The sequence below is a fragment of the Acinetobacter seifertii genome (assembly GCF_000368065.1).
Classification (GTDB): domain Bacteria; phylum Pseudomonadota; class Gammaproteobacteria; order Pseudomonadales; family Moraxellaceae; genus Acinetobacter; species Acinetobacter seifertii.
Window position 1 is genome coordinate 136,566 of the sequence record NZ_KB851204.1, and the last position, 16,157, is coordinate 152,722.

The 16,157-nt window shown below is 37.0% G+C and carries 14 protein-coding genes and 2 tRNA genes; 12 read left to right on the forward strand and 4 right to left on the reverse strand.

The annotated features are described in order from the left end of the window. Nucleotides 1-7: 7 nt before the first annotated feature. Nucleotides 8-646: a hypothetical protein gene (locus tag F985_RS23215; protein WP_004705773.1), complete on the reverse strand. Its 639-nt coding sequence runs from the start codon at nt 644-646 to the stop codon at nt 8-10. A gap of 283 nt (nt 647-929) precedes the next feature. Between F985_RS23215 and pilG the strand changes: the two genes are divergently transcribed. The 8 genes from pilG (at nt 930) to F985_RS23255 (ending at nt 12,037) form a co-directional block, all read left to right on the forward strand. Next, on the forward strand, nt 930-1,313 hold the full coding sequence (gene pilG / locus F985_RS23220) for a twitching motility response regulator PilG (RefSeq protein ID WP_000389061.1): 384 nt from the start codon (nt 930-932) through the stop codon (nt 1,311-1,313). Nucleotides 1,314-1,336: 23 nt separating this feature from the next. Next, nucleotides 1,337-1,699 (forward strand): response regulator, encoded by a 363-nt coding sequence (locus F985_RS23225; RefSeq protein ID WP_004705774.1) that lies wholly within the window; start codon nt 1,337-1,339, stop codon nt 1,697-1,699. 57 nt (nt 1,700-1,756) lie between these two features. Further along, nucleotides 1,757-2,293, forward strand: coding sequence for a chemotaxis protein CheW (locus F985_RS23230; RefSeq protein ID WP_004705775.1), 537 nt, complete (start codon nt 1,757-1,759; stop codon nt 2,291-2,293). Nucleotides 2,294-2,339: 46 nt separating this feature from the next. Continuing rightward, nucleotides 2,340-4,421, forward strand: a complete 2,082-nt coding sequence (locus tag F985_RS23235) for a methyl-accepting chemotaxis protein (RefSeq protein ID WP_004705776.1) — start codon at nt 2,340-2,342, stop codon at nt 4,419-4,421. Nucleotides 4,422-4,568: 147 nt separating this feature from the next. Next, nucleotides 4,569-9,089 carry a hybrid sensor histidine kinase/response regulator gene (locus tag F985_RS23240; protein ID WP_004705777.1) on the forward strand — a complete coding sequence of 1,507 codons (4,521 nt, stop codon included), beginning with the start codon at nt 4,569-4,571 and terminating at the stop codon, nt 9,087-9,089. Beyond that, nucleotides 9,086-9,553 (forward strand): hypothetical protein, encoded by a 468-nt coding sequence (locus F985_RS23245; protein WP_004705778.1) that lies wholly within the window; start codon nt 9,086-9,088, stop codon nt 9,551-9,553. Before F985_RS23240 ends, F985_RS23245 begins: the two co-directional genes overlap by 4 nt. 202 nt (nt 9,554-9,755) lie before the next feature. Continuing rightward, nucleotides 9,756-11,147, forward strand: coding sequence for a coproporphyrinogen-III oxidase family protein (locus F985_RS23250; protein WP_004705779.1), 1,392 nt, complete (start codon nt 9,756-9,758; stop codon nt 11,145-11,147). Between the two features lie 8 nt (nt 11,148-11,155). Next, nucleotides 11,156-12,037, forward strand: coding sequence for an alpha/beta fold hydrolase (locus tag F985_RS23255; protein WP_004705780.1), 882 nt, complete (start codon nt 11,156-11,158; stop codon nt 12,035-12,037). A 136-nt stretch (nt 12,038-12,173) separates the two neighbouring features. Here the strand turns inward: F985_RS23255 and dapE are convergent, their stop codons facing one another. From dapE to F985_RS23270, 3 genes are all read right to left on the reverse strand, one after another. Continuing rightward, entirely contained in the window at nt 12,174-13,307 is a 1,134-nt protein-coding gene (gene dapE, locus F985_RS23260) for a succinyl-diaminopimelate desuccinylase (RefSeq protein WP_004705781.1), read from the reverse strand. A gap of 125 nt (nt 13,308-13,432) precedes the next feature. Beyond that, nucleotides 13,433-13,576 carry an entericidin A/B family lipoprotein gene (locus F985_RS23265; protein ID WP_002051109.1) on the reverse strand — a complete coding sequence of 48 codons (144 nt, stop codon included), beginning with the start codon at nt 13,574-13,576 and terminating at the stop codon, nt 13,433-13,435. 112 nt (nt 13,577-13,688) lie between these two features. Then, nucleotides 13,689-14,582 carry a DUF1853 family protein gene (locus F985_RS23270; RefSeq protein ID WP_004705783.1) on the reverse strand — a complete coding sequence of 298 codons (894 nt, stop codon included), beginning with the start codon at nt 14,580-14,582 and terminating at the stop codon, nt 13,689-13,691. 104 nt (nt 14,583-14,686) lie between these two features. On the opposite strand from F985_RS23270, the gene F985_RS23275 reads away from it, so the two are divergent. From F985_RS23275 to F985_RS23290, 4 genes are all read left to right on the forward strand, one after another. Next, nucleotides 14,687-15,055: a YbaN family protein gene (locus F985_RS23275; protein ID WP_004705785.1), complete on the forward strand. Its 369-nt coding sequence runs from the start codon at nt 14,687-14,689 to the stop codon at nt 15,053-15,055. Between the two features lie 212 nt (nt 15,056-15,267). After that, complete coding sequence (elsL, locus tag F985_RS23280) at nt 15,268-15,771, forward strand: cell wall-recycling L,D-carboxypeptidase ElsL (RefSeq protein ID WP_004705786.1); 504 nt, start codon at nt 15,268-15,270, stop codon at nt 15,769-15,771. Between the two features lie 206 nt (nt 15,772-15,977). Further along, a tRNA-Val gene (locus F985_RS23285) sits at nt 15,978-16,053 on the forward strand. A gap of 24 nt (nt 16,054-16,077) precedes the next feature. Continuing rightward, nucleotides 16,078-16,154, forward strand: a tRNA-Asp gene (locus F985_RS23290). The last annotated feature ends 3 nt before the right edge of the window (nt 16,155-16,157 follow it).

A 16,157-nucleotide genomic window follows, 5' to 3' on the forward strand; every position in this document is an offset into this window, starting at 1 on the left:
TGTGCGCTTATTCAAGCTTTTTTAAACGTTCGATAATATTTTCATACTCATTGTTGGTGTGATTATAATTTTTTGAAAGTAATTCAAGTGTTTGTTTAACCTTGAAAATATTGGTTAGATTGTTTTCAATCAATGCTTTAAGCCTCTCAGGAACTTTTTCACCTTTACGGAAATATTCCATTTCCTGACGTTTAAATAAAATTTTATCTTGTTGCAAATGGTTGAGTTGTTCTTGCTGATAATTCATTTGTTTTTTTATTGCCAATAGAGCTTGGTCCCTTTTAATCACAGCAGTTTTACTATTGCTATATGCCTTTTTTAATTTGTTATCTTCCTCTCTGTATCGGGCTGATAATGCGCGTTGTGACGATTGATTTAAATCGGTCTCTGAATTATAGGGATGATTTCTTTTTATCACCTGCATATTTTGGTCGAGTGCTTCATAACCATGACGGATATGTGCAGGTGTTACGGATGTACTGATATTAGCAATCCCATGTTGGTCATAATAGCGATACCAAACAGCTTTAGGGGCATCATTTGCGGCAAACGTTGGGGAAGAGAAAAACAGTGCTCCACAAGAAGCAATGCCTATAAATACAGACAAGCAGTTCCTATAAAAGGCGTATTTCACCCGCTTATTCATAAAATTCCCCAAAAAAAGAAAGCTAAGCCACTTATTTTTAAATAGTTAATCTTAAATATATTAGTTATTATTTAACTGAATAAAAATATTAATATTATAAAAAAAATGATAATTTTTTCGAAAGTGTGATGAGGTTAAAAGTTATTGTTTATAAATGAGAAAGTAGACAAAAACCTTTCATTGAAAATAGAAGTATAGATATGTTAAAAATGCGTATAAATCTGTAAAAACAAATTTAAGTTAAATTGCATTTATATTTTATGTTATGGGGATGGAAGATTAAATGGAAGATGCGTTCCAAAATCTGAAAGTAATGGTTATTGATGACTCAAAAACTATTCGCCGTACAGCAGAAACATTATTGCAACGAGAAGGTTGTGAAGTGATTACTGCTGTCGATGGATTTGAAGCTTTATCTAAAATTGCTGAAGCGAATCCGGATATCGTTTTTGTAGATATCATGATGCCTCGTTTAGACGGTTATCAAACTTGTGCTCTGATTAAGAACTCTCAAAATTATCAGAACATTCCCGTTATCATGCTCTCAAGTAAAGATGGTCTATTTGATCAGGCAAAAGGGCGTGTGGTAGGTTCAGATGAATACTTGACGAAACCTTTTAGCAAAGATGAATTGCTAAATGCGATTCGTAATCATGTAAGTTCATAATTAAGTAATTTAAGGGCAAAGAAATGGCACGTATTCTTATTGTTGATGACTCACCAACAGAAACTTATCGTTTTAGAGAGATCTTAACCAAGCATGGTTATGATGTACTTGAAGCATCTAATGGTGCGGATGGTGTAACTTTGGCAAAAGCAGAACAGCCTGATTTAGTGTTAATGGATGTTGTAATGCCTGGTGTAAATGGCTTTCAAGCAACACGTCAGATTACTCGTGATGAAGACACTAAGCATATTCCAGTTGTTATTGTGAGTACTAAAGATCAGGCAACTGACCGAGTATGGGGCAAACGTCAAGGCGCGCTTGATTACTTAATTAAGCCAATTGAAGAAAAGCAATTGATTGATGTAATTAAACAATTTCTAAATTAACTCATCCATCCATAAAAACATAAACGGCGGGTCTAAGCCCGTCTTATAGGATCGAGTATGGCCGCGAACGGATTTATCGAGTTACTTCGTTTATCTAAACGAGGTAATAAGAATTACGCTTCAGTCCAAAATGAAGCAGAGCGATGGTCAGGAATTGCTTTTGAAATGAGAGGGCAATACTTCGTCGCACCACTTGGGGAAGTGTCAGAAGTTATCTATCCACCAAAATATACACCTGTTCCAAATACCCAAAGTTGGGTAAAAGGATTGGCAAACATTCGGGGAAGGTTACTTTCGGTTTCAGACTTGGCACATTTTATTTCAGGGCAACGAAGTGCATTTTCGGCTGCCCAAAAAGTGTTATGTATTAGCCATCAAGATCAGTATGTGGGGCTGGTTGTTGATCAGGTTTTGGGGATCCAACACTTTAATAAAAAAAGCTTTTTTTCTCAAAGTTTAAACTTGGAGGAAAATTTAAAAGAATATTGTCAGGGGTATTTTCACCAGCATAATCAGCACTGGCACGTCTTTTTATTTAGTCGACTATTGCAAAACCCACATTACATGAATGCATCGACAAAATTTATAAACTAATTTTTATGCTGTTAATAAACAGTATATTTTTCTGGGGAGAAGCTGTATGGGCTTTAAACTTAAAAAGAAAAGTGGCAATCGTAGTGTAAACGAAAAATCGAATGTCAACTTTGTTGCGAAAATCCAGTCACAAATTGAGCAATATGCCAGTTTATTTGGGGAAAGTAAAAAGTCCAAGCCTATCCTTTATGTAGCATCTGTATGTTTAGTAGTAGCTTCAACTTCGCTTGCTTATTTATTCTATAGTGTACCTCGCCATAACGAATTAACACGTAGTATGGGTGAGCTGCGCTTATTATCACAAACCATTTCTAGACAGGCTACGGAAGCAACAGCTTCTGGATCACCTGAAGCGATGAAAGAGTTGGTTGCATCGCGTCAACTTTTTGCCAAAAATATAAAAAATGTCGAAGACATTTATGGTACATCTTCAAAAGAATACAAAAAAGTAGCTGGCTTGTGGAAATCTTTGGCTTATGACATTGATTTGATCTCGTCACAACAGGATGTAATTAACCAGTTATATAATATGAATATCTCGATTAGTGACTCTATTCCTGAGATTCAAGCTGAATATAACTTGATGGTTGATAAGATGGTTCGTGAAAAAGTATCAAGTAATCAGGTCGTGGTTGCTAAAAACCAGGTATTTATTGCGGAACGTATTCTACGATCTATTAACTCCGTTTTCGTTGGTACAGAGAACTCTGAGAACTCAGCGCATGACTTTAGTGTCGATATCGAGACTTTTGGTGTGTATTTAGATGCGCAGCTAAACGGAAATGCTGAATTAGGCGTAGCTAAAGTTGATTCTCCTGAAGTGCGTGAATCTTTGGAAGGCATTAAAACTGAGTACGATAAAGTTTTAAAATCTGCCGCGACATCAGTTCTTAAACATACCAACCAGATCGTAAACGTACGTCAATCATCTAGTGAGATCTTCTCTCAATCTGATGCAATGTTAAACGCATTAGGTGATCTTTCAGATCAAACACAATACGGTTGGCAGGCTTTTGCATTAGTTGCATTGCTTACATTATCGCTTCTTGGCTTAATTGGTTCTGTCTTAAAACTTTTATCACTTCGTAGTAAAGCAGATAAGCAGCGTGTAGCGACATTACAAGAAGAATATGATCGTAACCAGAATGCGATTTTACGTTTACTCGATGAAATTGCCGATCTTGCAGATGGTGACTTGCGTTCATATGCAACGGTATCTGAAGACTTTACTGGTGCGATTGCCGACTCGATTAACTTTGCGATTGACCAATTACGTGACCTCGTATCTCGAATTCACGAAACTTCTCAAGAAGTTGCTCGTTATACACAAGATACTCAGAGCATTACTAACCAGTTAGCAGAAGCATCTGAGCACCAAGCACAAGAAATTGCGGGTGCATCAACTGCAATGAACGAAATGGCATTGTCTATTGACCAAGTATCTGCCAACGCTTCTGAATCTGCCAATGTAGCACAACGTTCGGTATCTATTGCATCTAATGGTGCACAAGTCGTAAACCGTTCTATTGAGGGTATGGATACCATTCGTGAACAGATTCAGGAAACTTCAAAACGTATTAAACGTTTGGGTGAGTCTTCACAAGAAATTGGTAACATCGTATCGCTTATTAACGATATTGCAGACCAAACAAACATTCTTGCATTAAATGCAGCAATTCAAGCATCTATGGCCGGTGAAGCAGGTCGTGGTTTCGCCGTGGTTGCCGATGAAGTCCAACGTCTTGCAGAACGTTCTGCTTCAGCAACTAAACAGATTGAAACGCTTGTTAAAACGATTCAAACGGATACCAACGAAGCCGTAATCTCGATGGAACAAACGACAACTGAGGTTGTACGTGGTGCTAACTTGGCGAAAGATGCGGGTATTGCACTTGATGAAATTCAAAAAGTATCGGGTGACTTGGCAAACTTAATTGCGAGCATTTCTGATGCTGCAAAACTTCAGTCAGCATCTGCGAGTCACATTGCTGCAACCATGACAGTCGTACAAGAAATTACTTCACAAACAACAACAGCAACCTTCGATACTGCTCGTTCTGTATCTGAATTGGCGAACATGTCGGAGTCATTACGTGAGTCAGTAACGGACTTTAAATTACCTGACTAAATTGGGGGATGAGAATAGCTATTCTTATAATAGCTATTCTTTTAAAAGTATGAGCAGCGCCAGACAAATATTGGGGAAATAGCTATTTTTCTGGTGTTGACTCTGTAGTTTTCCCCACATAGGGGGTAAGCAAAAGAAGCCTTTGCTATGAAAGAAATATTAAAAACTTTAACTGAAGCAATGACGCTACCTGAAGATAGCTATTCTGAACAAGATGCTGAGTTTCTTGAGATTTTTGTCGAAGAAATTGATGAAATTTTTGTTGATTTGCAGCCATTGTTGAATGAATGGATGCAGTCTGCAAATACTGCTACGCTCACTGAAATTCGCCGCCATTTTCATACCTTAAAAGGTTCGGGGAGAATGATTGGTGCTAAATCTTCAGCTGAGCTTGCTTGGACAGTTGAAGATACGCTCAATCGAGTAATCAATCAAAGCCTTAAGCTGACTCCAGCTATTCAGGGCTATGTTCAGTTAGTGTTTAAGTTCTATTTCCTTAAATTAGTAGATAACTTTAAGCAAAAACGAGCACATGCAGTAGATTTTAGACCGCTTATTTTATTAGGCCAACAACTACAACAACAGCAAAGTTTAGAACCTGCTTTAGAAGAGCTTTTACAACTTTCAAATACGCTTACTGCCGAAACAATCACTGGGCTTGAGCTAGACTATATTGAGCAAGATTTATTGGCTGAGCCAATTGTTGAAGATGTACATACTGAAATTGAAATAAATCTAAATGAAACTTTAGCCTTGTTTATGGAAGAGGCGGAAGAGCATTTATCGACAATTAATCAGTTCTTAAATCAAGAACTACATCAGTATGATAGCTACAATGCTTTAATACGTGCTCTACACACTTTGCGTGGCAGTTCTGCAATGGCGCAGGTCGAAACAATTTTTGAAGCCAGTACTAAAGTTGAGCACTTATTTAAAATCTTATTGCAAGAGGAGCTTTCTTCTAATTCAGATGAGATTTTATTATTACAAGAATATCGTGAGTTTATTGGCGAGAGCTTAGAACTGCTATCTAGCAATAGTTCAAGTGAACAGCTTGAAGCGAGATTGGCGCAGTTTAATCAGTCATGGGATGCCTACGTGGAGCAACATGGTGATCGAACTGATCCATTAATGCCTTCACATGGTTTGGTGTCGCAATTATTGCTGCTAGATGTTTCTGAGTTACTAGATGCAGAATTAGATTTTGAGAAAGGAATTCGTAACGAGTTTCCTGGTTATCTTGAACGTCTAAGTGAACAGGCTGATCTGTTGCTACAGCATACTCACTCTCAAGCAATGCTTGGTTTGCATGAATATACGAGCCAATTAAAAGACAGCTATAATGTATTGCTTGATAAACCTGTCTTGTTGCAATCAGACTATATTTTTGAAATTTATCAGAAAGCGCATCAACAACTTATTCAATTGTTCGATGCTTTAGCTGCTGGTCAGCGAGTCGGTATTGTTAAGCAACATCAAAGTATTCTAGAAGAATTAAAACTTTATACGTTACATACGCCGAGTATTCAAAACGATTTACCTCATCAGAATTTTGCTTTTGATGAGCCACTATTCAATACTGAACTAGAACCAGAAGTTATTACGGTAGAGAATTTATCAGATTCCGCCGACTGGACCGTATTAAGCCAGAGTGTACAGCAAGATCGTCAGTATATTTCATCTGTACAGGTAAATCGAAACTTTGATCCTGACCTTTTGGACATTTTCCTTGAAGAAGCTGATGAGCTACTTGAGGGGATTGATACTGATCTCAATATATGGGTAGGTGAGCAAGAAAACTTTGCAGCTCTGAACAACTTAATGCGTTATTTGCATACCTTGAAAGGGGGAGCAAATATGGTTCAGGCGACTTATATCGGTTCGATTACCCATGAATTAGAAAGCATATATGAGCGTTTAATTCAAAAGCAGTTAATTGCAACCTCACCTCTAATTGATTTTATTCGTTTGATTCAAGATGACTTGGCCGATCGTCTACAAATCATGCGTGAAAAACAGCTAGATTATGCGGCTCCTTACACAATTAATGCGTTAAAACAAGCGGGTAAAAACTCTAACTTCCAACCTGTACCTGAGGTTAAAGTATTTGATACTGAAAGTGAGATATTCTCTGAACAAGAGGTGGTGTCTCAAGTATTAATAAATGAGGTACCAGCGGAAACAGAAGTTGTTGTTGACGAATTAGAAGCTCATCACGATCAAGTATTGGATACCGTTGTTACTGAATTGGCTACGCCAGTTGAAGTAATAACATCAGTTGAATCCTCGCAAGAGAATGAAGCTGTAGTTGACGAAGAAGATATTACCCTCGTTGTTGAGCAGACATTCCTCGAAGAAGCTGCTGAATTGTTAGAAATGGCTGATGTGCTATTGAAACAATGGTTTGATCAGCGTACGAACCGTAGTATCTTGCTTCAGTTACAAAGAGCCGTGCACAGTTTGAAGGGTGGTGCACGCATGGTCGGTTTAGAGGCCGTGTATGCAATTGCTTATCAACTGGAAAATACTTTTGAACAGTTTGCACTGCATCACTTCAACTCGAATATTTATGACCATCTGCTCGAAAGTGCAATTGCATGGCTAAAAGATGCAATTTTCAAGCACAACTACCAGCATTTCGATGGACTACAACAAAGTTTAGAAAATATTCAATTCTTTGAAACGAATATCCAAATTCCAGCGAAGTTAACGAAAGCTGATTTGTTTAGCTCAGAACCTGTGATGACCTTTATACAAGGTGATGGTACCGAACCACCACCAATGATGGGAGTATGGGAGCAAACAGAACGTCTGGATCAAAATAATGAAATGATCCGAGTTTCAGCAGACTTAATCGAGAAGATGATTGATTTATCTGGTGAAAATTCGATTAACCGTTCGCGAATTGAAATGGATCTAAGTCAGTTTGGTCATACATTGGTTGAAATGGAATTGGCTATTCAACGACTTGCCGATCAGTTACGTCGAATGGAAGGCGAGTTAGAAACACAAATTATTGCCAAACATGGTATTGAGCATTCTCGTTATACCGACTTTGACCCTTTAGAGATGGACCAATATTCATCTTTAAATCAGTTATCGAAATCTCTTGCTGAATCTGCATCGGACTTAGTCGACTTTAAAAATACGTTGTCTCACAAGATCAGAGATACAGAAAGTCTGCTTTTACAACAGTCACGAATTCAGGCAGAAATTCAAGAAGGTTTGATGCGAACACGATTAGTTCCATTTTCACGGTTACTACCACGTTTACAGCGAATTGTTCGTCAGACCTCTACTGCATTGAACAGACCTGCTGAGCTTTTTGTAAATAATACTGAAGGTGAACTAGACCGTAATATTTTAGAACGCTTGGTAACACCGCTTGAGCATATGCTCAGAAACGCAATTGACCATGGCTTAGAAGACAGAACACAACGTCAACAAGCTAATAAACCTGAAGCTGGGCGTATTGAACTCAATATTCAACGTCAAGGTACAGATGTGGTTGTTGTCTTTAGCGATGATGGACAAGGTATTGATGTAGAAAAAGTACGTCAAAAAGCACTGCTTGCGGGTCTGATCAAACCGGAACAGCACTTGGAACACCAAGATATTTTACAACTGATTTTCCATCCAGGTTTAAGTACCGCTGATCAGATTACTCAAATCTCTGGGCGTGGTGTTGGACTCGATGTTGTACAAAGCGACATTAAGGCTCTAGGTGGGCATGTTAGCGTAGACTCTGTTTATGGTAAGGGAACAACATTTACTATTCGTGTACCGACTACGGTAGCTGTAAGTGATGCCTTAATGGTGAAAGTGGCAGATCAGCAGTTTGCGATTCCACTTGCTCAAATCGATCGAATTGTTCGAGTTTCACCAGCTTCTTTAGAACAGTATTTTGAAAGCCCTAAAGAACTATTCGAGTATGAAAATAAACGTTATCCATTACGTTATCTTTCAGAATTTGTGGGTAATCAACCAATGCCGCGTCTAAATGGCGTGATGTATTCATTACCTGTCTTAATGATTAAAGCCAACAATGGCCAAACGGTAGCTTTACTTGTTGACCAGTTAATTGGTTCTCGAGCACAAATTGTAGTGAAACCAATTGGCCAACAGTTCGCTAGCATTGGGGCAATTGCAGGTGCGACTATTTTAGGTGATGGACAAGTTTGCTTAATTTTAGACGGACAAAATATTGCGCGACAAATTCAGTCTACTCCGCGTCATAAACAGCTTGGTGAAGCAGTATATAGACAACGTGAATCTGACGAGCGCCGTCTCGTTATGATTGTCGATGACTCGGTAACTGTACGTAAGGTAACGTCTCGATTACTTGAACGCCAAGGCTACGATGTTGTTACGGCTAAAGATGGTGTGGATGCCATAGAGCAGCTAGAAAACATTAAGCCAGATCTAATGCTACTTGATATTGAAATGCCGCGTATGGATGGTTTCGAAGTACTGAATCTTGTACGACATCATGATATGCATCAATACATGCCAATTATTATGATTACGTCCCGAACAGGTGAAAAACATCGAGAACGAGCATTCTCATTAGGCGTAAGTCAATATATGGGTAAACCTTTCCAAGAGGAAGAATTACTAGAGAATATCGATGCTTTACTTGTAGCGTTTGAAAGTGAGGTCAAATCATGAAAGGTAGTGTAAATACATCTCTGATTGGTAATATGGACCAGCAAGAGCTACAGCATCTTATTACGGTTTCAACTGGTTTTATTGATGCCTATATCATTGAATGTAATGATCAGGTACCTATGCTGTTGCCACAAAATATTGTCTTATCGGCCATGGACGTAAGAAATGGCGTAAAACATATTGAGTGGCATGATGTAAAGCTACCTATCTACTCAGTTCATAACACAACCGATCAATATGCTGTAGCCTTGGTAATTGAAGGGGAAGATATCAGCCAACGGTTTGCATTAATGTGCAAAACTATGCCGCTTTCTGTTCGTTTACGTATTTCTGAAATTGTCGATGAAATAGATGAACACCAAGAAGCTGAACAGCATCCAACAGTATTTAAATATGTACGAATGCAAGATCGACGCTACCATATTCCGAACCTAGAATATATTGAAAAAACTTTAGGTTTATAAAGTAAAAAGGAACTCAAATGAGTTCCTTTTTTTATGATGACTCAATTATTTTGTAAGTTCATAAAATACAGCTAAAGATTTTAAACTTTAATTAAATTTGAAAATAAGTGATGAATGTAAAAAAAAAAGCTAAATCAATTGCATGAAATATTATATTTAAATACAATATATTTTTTAATATAAAATGATAAATATATTGATTATGGATATTGCTGCAATTAAAAAATTCATACAAAAAAATAAAGTACGACATCTATCAAATAAGGTTCTACATACTCATCCTTCACCTAAAATGTGGAAAACAGATTTAAATGAAGAAGAAAATAATCACTTACTACTGCATACAGATGCTCAATATAAGTCCATAAACTTATACTTAGGTATTCCATATTGTATTCCTACTGATCCTCCCCATTGTGGATTTTGTCTTTTCCCTACACAAGATTATAAAGGTAAGAGGGAGATGGACTATTATCTGGATTTTTTAAGTAAGGAAGCGCATTTATATAAAGAGTTTTATCAGGGAGCTAAGCTTGAAAGTTTATATGTAGGAGGAGGTACACCTAATTTACTTCAGCCTAATGATTATATGAAACTGACTAAAGTTGTATCTTCTCTTTTTCCCGATGCTGGTATATCTAGCCCTATAGAAATGACATTAGAAGGTATTCCTCAACTTTTCAATGAAGATAAAATAAGAGCAATTAAGGATGCTGGTTTTAATCGTGTCAGTATGGGAGTGCAACAGGTTAATGATGAACTAATTGCTACAAGTGGCCGAAAACAAACAAGAAAGCAGGTTTTTGATGCAATTGAGCTATTTCATAAATATTCTTTATCTTGTAACGTCGATTTGATTTATGGTTGGCCAAATCAAACAGTTGAAGCAATGTTAGGAGACTTGGAAAGTATTGTTCAATCAGGAATAAAGCATATTACTCACTATGAGCTTAATATCGCTGGCCGTTCTGACTTTGCGACAAAACAAAAGCAAAATACGCCATCTATTGAGAAGAAAATTGAAATGTATAACATTGCAAAACAATTTTTAATTAGCAGAGGCTATAAACAAAAAACAGTATATGATTGGGAAAAAGAAGATAATAACCTATTAATTTCAGAGAAATATTTATATGAAGATAATCTCAGAGATTGTTTAGATGCAAACGGCCAAAGTAAAATGACCACAATGAGTGGGATAGGTTATGCAGCCGTTAATATGAGATTGCAACCAAACTCATCAAGCATTAAATCTGTCTCAGCAATGAACCATCGAAATCTAACCGAATACTATAATGCAATATCATTGAATAAACTTCCTGTTGAACGCATGTTTATTCATGATACTGAAGACGTAAAGTTAATTTGGATATTTCAAGCATTGCAAGAAATGAAAATTAGCACTAAAAAGTACGAGAAAATTTTTAACAGTGATATTAAACTTGATTATAAGCTTATTTGGGATGCATTAGTTGAAGAAGGCTGGGTAGAGTACGGTGATGAATGTATTAAACTGATTAATGAGGGAGAGTTTTATACTCCGCTTATTCAGTCATTATTAAGTCAACCGAGAATAAAATCATTGCAACAGTAGAAAAATAAATGTCAATTCATAAAGAGCTGCATATTTTAAAAACGGATGATGATTGTGAATTTGCCTTATGGGAAATTTATAAAAAAGATAATCGTATGGTGAAGAAGCAAGCCATTTTTTTATCTCATGGGGCATTTTCAGATAAAACTGTTTGTATGGGTATTGCGGATTATTTGGCAAGAGAAGGCTATATCTGCTTTATTTTAGAATGGCGGGGGCATGGTACTAGTCCCAAAACAGATATTCCCTTCAATTTTGAAACCGTTGCATTATATGAATACAAGGCAGCATTTCACTATATTCATGATCATTTTAATATAACTTCTTTACACTGCGTAACGCATAGTGGTGGAGGTTTATGCTTAACAATGTTCTTGATTAACTATCCAGAATATTTGAAAAATATTAAAAGTATTACTTTAGTTGCTTGCCAAGCATTTGGCGCTATAAATAACTCATTTGATTTTATTAGGTTGTTTTCTGCAAAACTAGTAACTAAAGGTCTAGGTCAGATTCCTGCTAATAAATTTAAGCTAGGTCGTTTAAATGAAACCTATTATACGATGCGGCCTTGGTTTAATTGGAATTTAAAGCAAAATTTTATCAGTGAATTTAAAAATATTGATTATAAAGAATTTATGAGTTCTATAAGAGTTCCAATATACTCTATCTCTGGGAGTGGTGATAAATTTATTGCCCCTGTTAAAGGTTGTTATAAATATTTAAAAGCCTTTGAAAATGAAAACAATGTATTCTGTGAGTTTGGCTATGCTAATAATAACTTAGAAAATTATTCTCATAGTCGAATTGCACTGAGTCAAAATGCGGCTAAAGAGGTTTGGCCAACTATATTGCAGTGGATAGATAAGCATTCAAAAGAAGTTCTATAACAATTCTAAAATTATCTCTCTGATTTAACAAATGAAAATCTTATTTCATGTTCTTAAAAGCAGAATAATGAAAACTGAAAATAATAAAAAGCACCCTAATATAGGTGCTTTTTATATAGATCACTTTTTTAATATTTTAAGCTAGTAAATTTTCTAAAATTTGCTCATAAATATCTGTTAAAGGATCAAGATCGTGTACATCTACATGTTCATTAATTTGATGAATAGTAGCGTTAAGTACACCCAGTTCTAAAACTTGTGCGCCTGTTGGAGCAATGAAACGCCCATCAGATGTACCACCACTAGTAGATAGCTCAGTCTCAGTACCAGTTACATTTAAAATAGCAGTTTGAGCAGCGTTAACTAATTCACCTACTGGTGTCAAAAATGGCAGGCCAGATAAATTCCAGTCAATCTCATATTGCAAACCATGCTTATCTAAAATTTCATGCACACGTTGCTTAAGCTGCTCAGCTGTAACTTCTGTTGAGTAACGGAAGTTGAAAGTCACTTCTAAAGTACCCGGAATAACGTTAGTTGCACCAGTGCCTGAGTGAATATTTGAAATTTGGAATGAAGTTGCAGGAAAGTATTCATTTCCATTGTCCCAAACAGTTTGGCATAACTCTGCTAAGGGTGCTGAAGCTTCATGAATTGGGTTACGCGCTAGGTGAGGATACGCCACATGACCTTGTTTACCGTGAACGTGCAATACGCCATTTAAGGAACCTCGGCGGCCGTTCTTAACAATATCACCTAATTTACTTGTACTTGATGGCTCACCAACCAAACACCAAGTAATTTTTTCATCGCGCTTTTCAAGCGTTTCAATAACTTTAACTGTACCGTTAACAGCAGGGCCTTCTTCATCTGAAGTAATTAAAAAAGCAATTGAACCTTTATGGTCTGGATGCTTTGCTACAAAACGCTCAGATGCAACCACCATTGCAGCTAAGGCAGTTTTCATATCAGCTGAACCACGGCCATATAATTTGCCATCACGAATTTCTGGTGCAAATGGGTCTGAATTCCATGCTTCTAAACGACCTGTTGGAACAACATCGGTATGTCCAGCAAAACAAAATACAGGGCCTTCAGTTCCGCGACGAGCCCATAAATTATCAACATCCCCAAAACGCATTGGTTCAATATGAAAGCCAGCTTTCGCTAGGCGATCAGCCATAATGGTTTGGCAAGTATGGTCAATAGGAGTAACAGAAGGCTGTTGTAAAAGTTCTAAGCTAAGCGAGAGAGTGTCTGAGTGGTTCATACCGGAAATTGCATGCTGGGTAGGGGAAATATAGTCCGATATAATAGGCGAATCTCTGAAGGTTGGGTATTTAAAAATAAAAAAACCTTATCGAAGCGATAAGGTTTTCCGAAGCTGTACATAACTTACATTTTATTCTCAGTTTTTTGTGCGGTATTACTTACAGCATCACCAGCTTTAGAGACATCTTTACCAAAACCCTTGAACGTATTACAGCCAGTTAATACAAATGCAATCATTACAGACGCGACTAAAACTTTTTTCATCATTTTCTCCGTTTAAATTTAATAATGAAGTAAATTTAGATTAAAAAACAAACGTAAAAAGAAACATGACTATTTAATAGTAAAAACGTTATAAATTGTTTCTAGAAGTCTATACCTACTTGTAAAGTTGCATTTTTTCGTTGCCAACATGGCCTAGGCTTAATAGTGAAGGATGTCTGAACATATAAAACTGGGTGACTTCGTTATTTTTGCAATATAAGCCATCAGTCCACCAATAAGCCGTATTTGAGCTTACTTGTTTATTAGGGCAAAGCCATTCATGCCTTTCTAGACGATAAAATTTAGAGTCAGGAATATTTGTGCCCCAATATCCGAGACGACGGTTTGAATTGATCCAGTGAGGAATAGATTGCTCTTGAGCCAAATTGAGTGGTAGATAAAGCTGACCTTTAAGAACAGCAAAACGTTGTTGAATTTTACAATCTAAAGCTTCTGAAAATTGAAATTGCTTATCAGTGAAGTGATAAAGCTTTGTACTCAAAGTATCTTCTCTATTTAGGCCAATCCATTGTTCTAAATTTAATTGTCCTTCGCCCAAATAATATTTTAGAGCAACTTCCCAATGCTCAATTTGTTGAGTTTCTTTATTTAAAACCAAAAAATCGAGTTCACCTAACGTCTTAGCCCCTTCAATTTTTTGAATACTATGGCCTAATAATTGATAGGAATGATATTGGTCTTCCTGTAACCAAAACCAAAGTAAGTTCTCAAAACGTAAACCTAAACGCGTGCTTTTAAGGCGAGACATAAACAGGAGTAAAGGTTCAGGAGACTCATCTAGTTGTTGCAAACGTGGTAGATAGTTTTGAAAATGCTGTCTCCAAGTCAGATCAGAATGAAGTTGAAAGCTATGCTGAATAGCGAGACTTTGAGGAAGATGGCAAAGTAAATTAGGGCTAGCAATGGTAAATGCTAATTGTCTTACCATTGGGTGATTAAACTGTAACCATGGTTCAAAATAGGATGTTTTAACTGAGGCAATATTCATACGTTGAGTACTCGAAATAATTCATCCCAATTTCATGGTTAATCAACAAAACAATACCAGAAAAACACTTTATACTACGATCAACAATAGTTTAAGGTTTATATATGCGAACATTGTTTTGGCGAACTCTGGTCGTGATTTTTATCACGCTTGGTATTATTGGAGCAATTTTACCGGGCATGCCGACAACAGTGTTTCTTATTCTGGCTGCTTGGGCTGCCTCAAAAGGATGGCCTCAGATGGATGCATGGTTGTTAAATCACCCGAAATATGGGCCAACTCTACGTGACTGGCGAGCAAATGGCACAGTACCACGTAAAGCGAAATGGATTGCCAGTATTATGATGACCGTAAGCGGTATTTTAATGCTGTTTACCACTGCGCCATTTTGGGTGAAAGTTTTCACTGATACTACCATGCTCGTTGTTGCAATTTGGTTATGGCTACGCCCTGAGCCAAAATTAAAAGATTGATAATCTTTTAATTTTGGCGCAAGACAAGCAGTGAAACTGCACGTAGATAAAAGAAGATTGATAATCTTTTAATTTTGGTGCAAGACAAGCAGTGAAACTGCGCGTAGATAAAAGAAGATTGATAATCTTTTATTTATGACACCCGACAAATTTCCCATTTCATTTTATTAAAGCTCAAAATAGAGTTGAGTTCACATAAGAGAAGAAATTCCATGTCCCAATTTAAACTTGAAGATGCAGATATTCTTATCGATTTAGCAAACCAAACTTTAAACCTTCCTAAGCATAATAAGTTTTATGTAGTTTCTACAGGTAAGAATGGAATAGGGGAACAAGAAAATACTGGGAAAACTCCACGTGGATGGCATCGGGTTGCCAAAAAAATTGGTATGCAAGCGCCTAAGAATGCAGTTTTTATTGCACGTAACCCAACAGGTGAAGTTTATAGCAGTGAACTTGCCGCACAATTCCCAGAGCGAGATTGGATACTGTCACGTATTCTTTGGTTAGATGGTTTAGAAGACGGCTTTAATAAAGGGGAAGGCCACGACACCATGCAACGTTATATTTATATTCATGGGACACCGGATAAAGAACCAATGGGTATTCCAATGTCGCATGGATGTATTCGAATGCGTAATGAAGAAATCATTGAATTGTTTGATTTAGTCCCTGAAGATGCTCTTGTTTATTTGTCTGAACAATCTTTAACCTAAATTATGATTTTAAATATTCGTGTTTTATTCGTCGAATGATCAAAATATTAAAATAAGTGCTTAAATAAAATACAAAAAATTGTTTTTTACTTAATAATGACTTATTTTTAATCATTCATTCGCATTTTTTTGAAAAGTTGTCGAAAAGCGTTTGACACCTGTTAAAGATTCTCTATAATGCACCTCACAAACGATGAAGACGTTAAGGGCGCTTAGCTCAGTTGGTAGAGCGTCTGCCTTACAAGCAGAATGTCGGCGGTTCGATCCCGTCAGCGCCCACCAAGCCTTTACGTTAAGCTCTCAAGTGCAGCGGTAGTTCAGTTGGTTAGAATACCGGCCTGTCACGCCGGGGGTCGCGGGTTCGAGCCCCGTCCGCTGCGCCACTT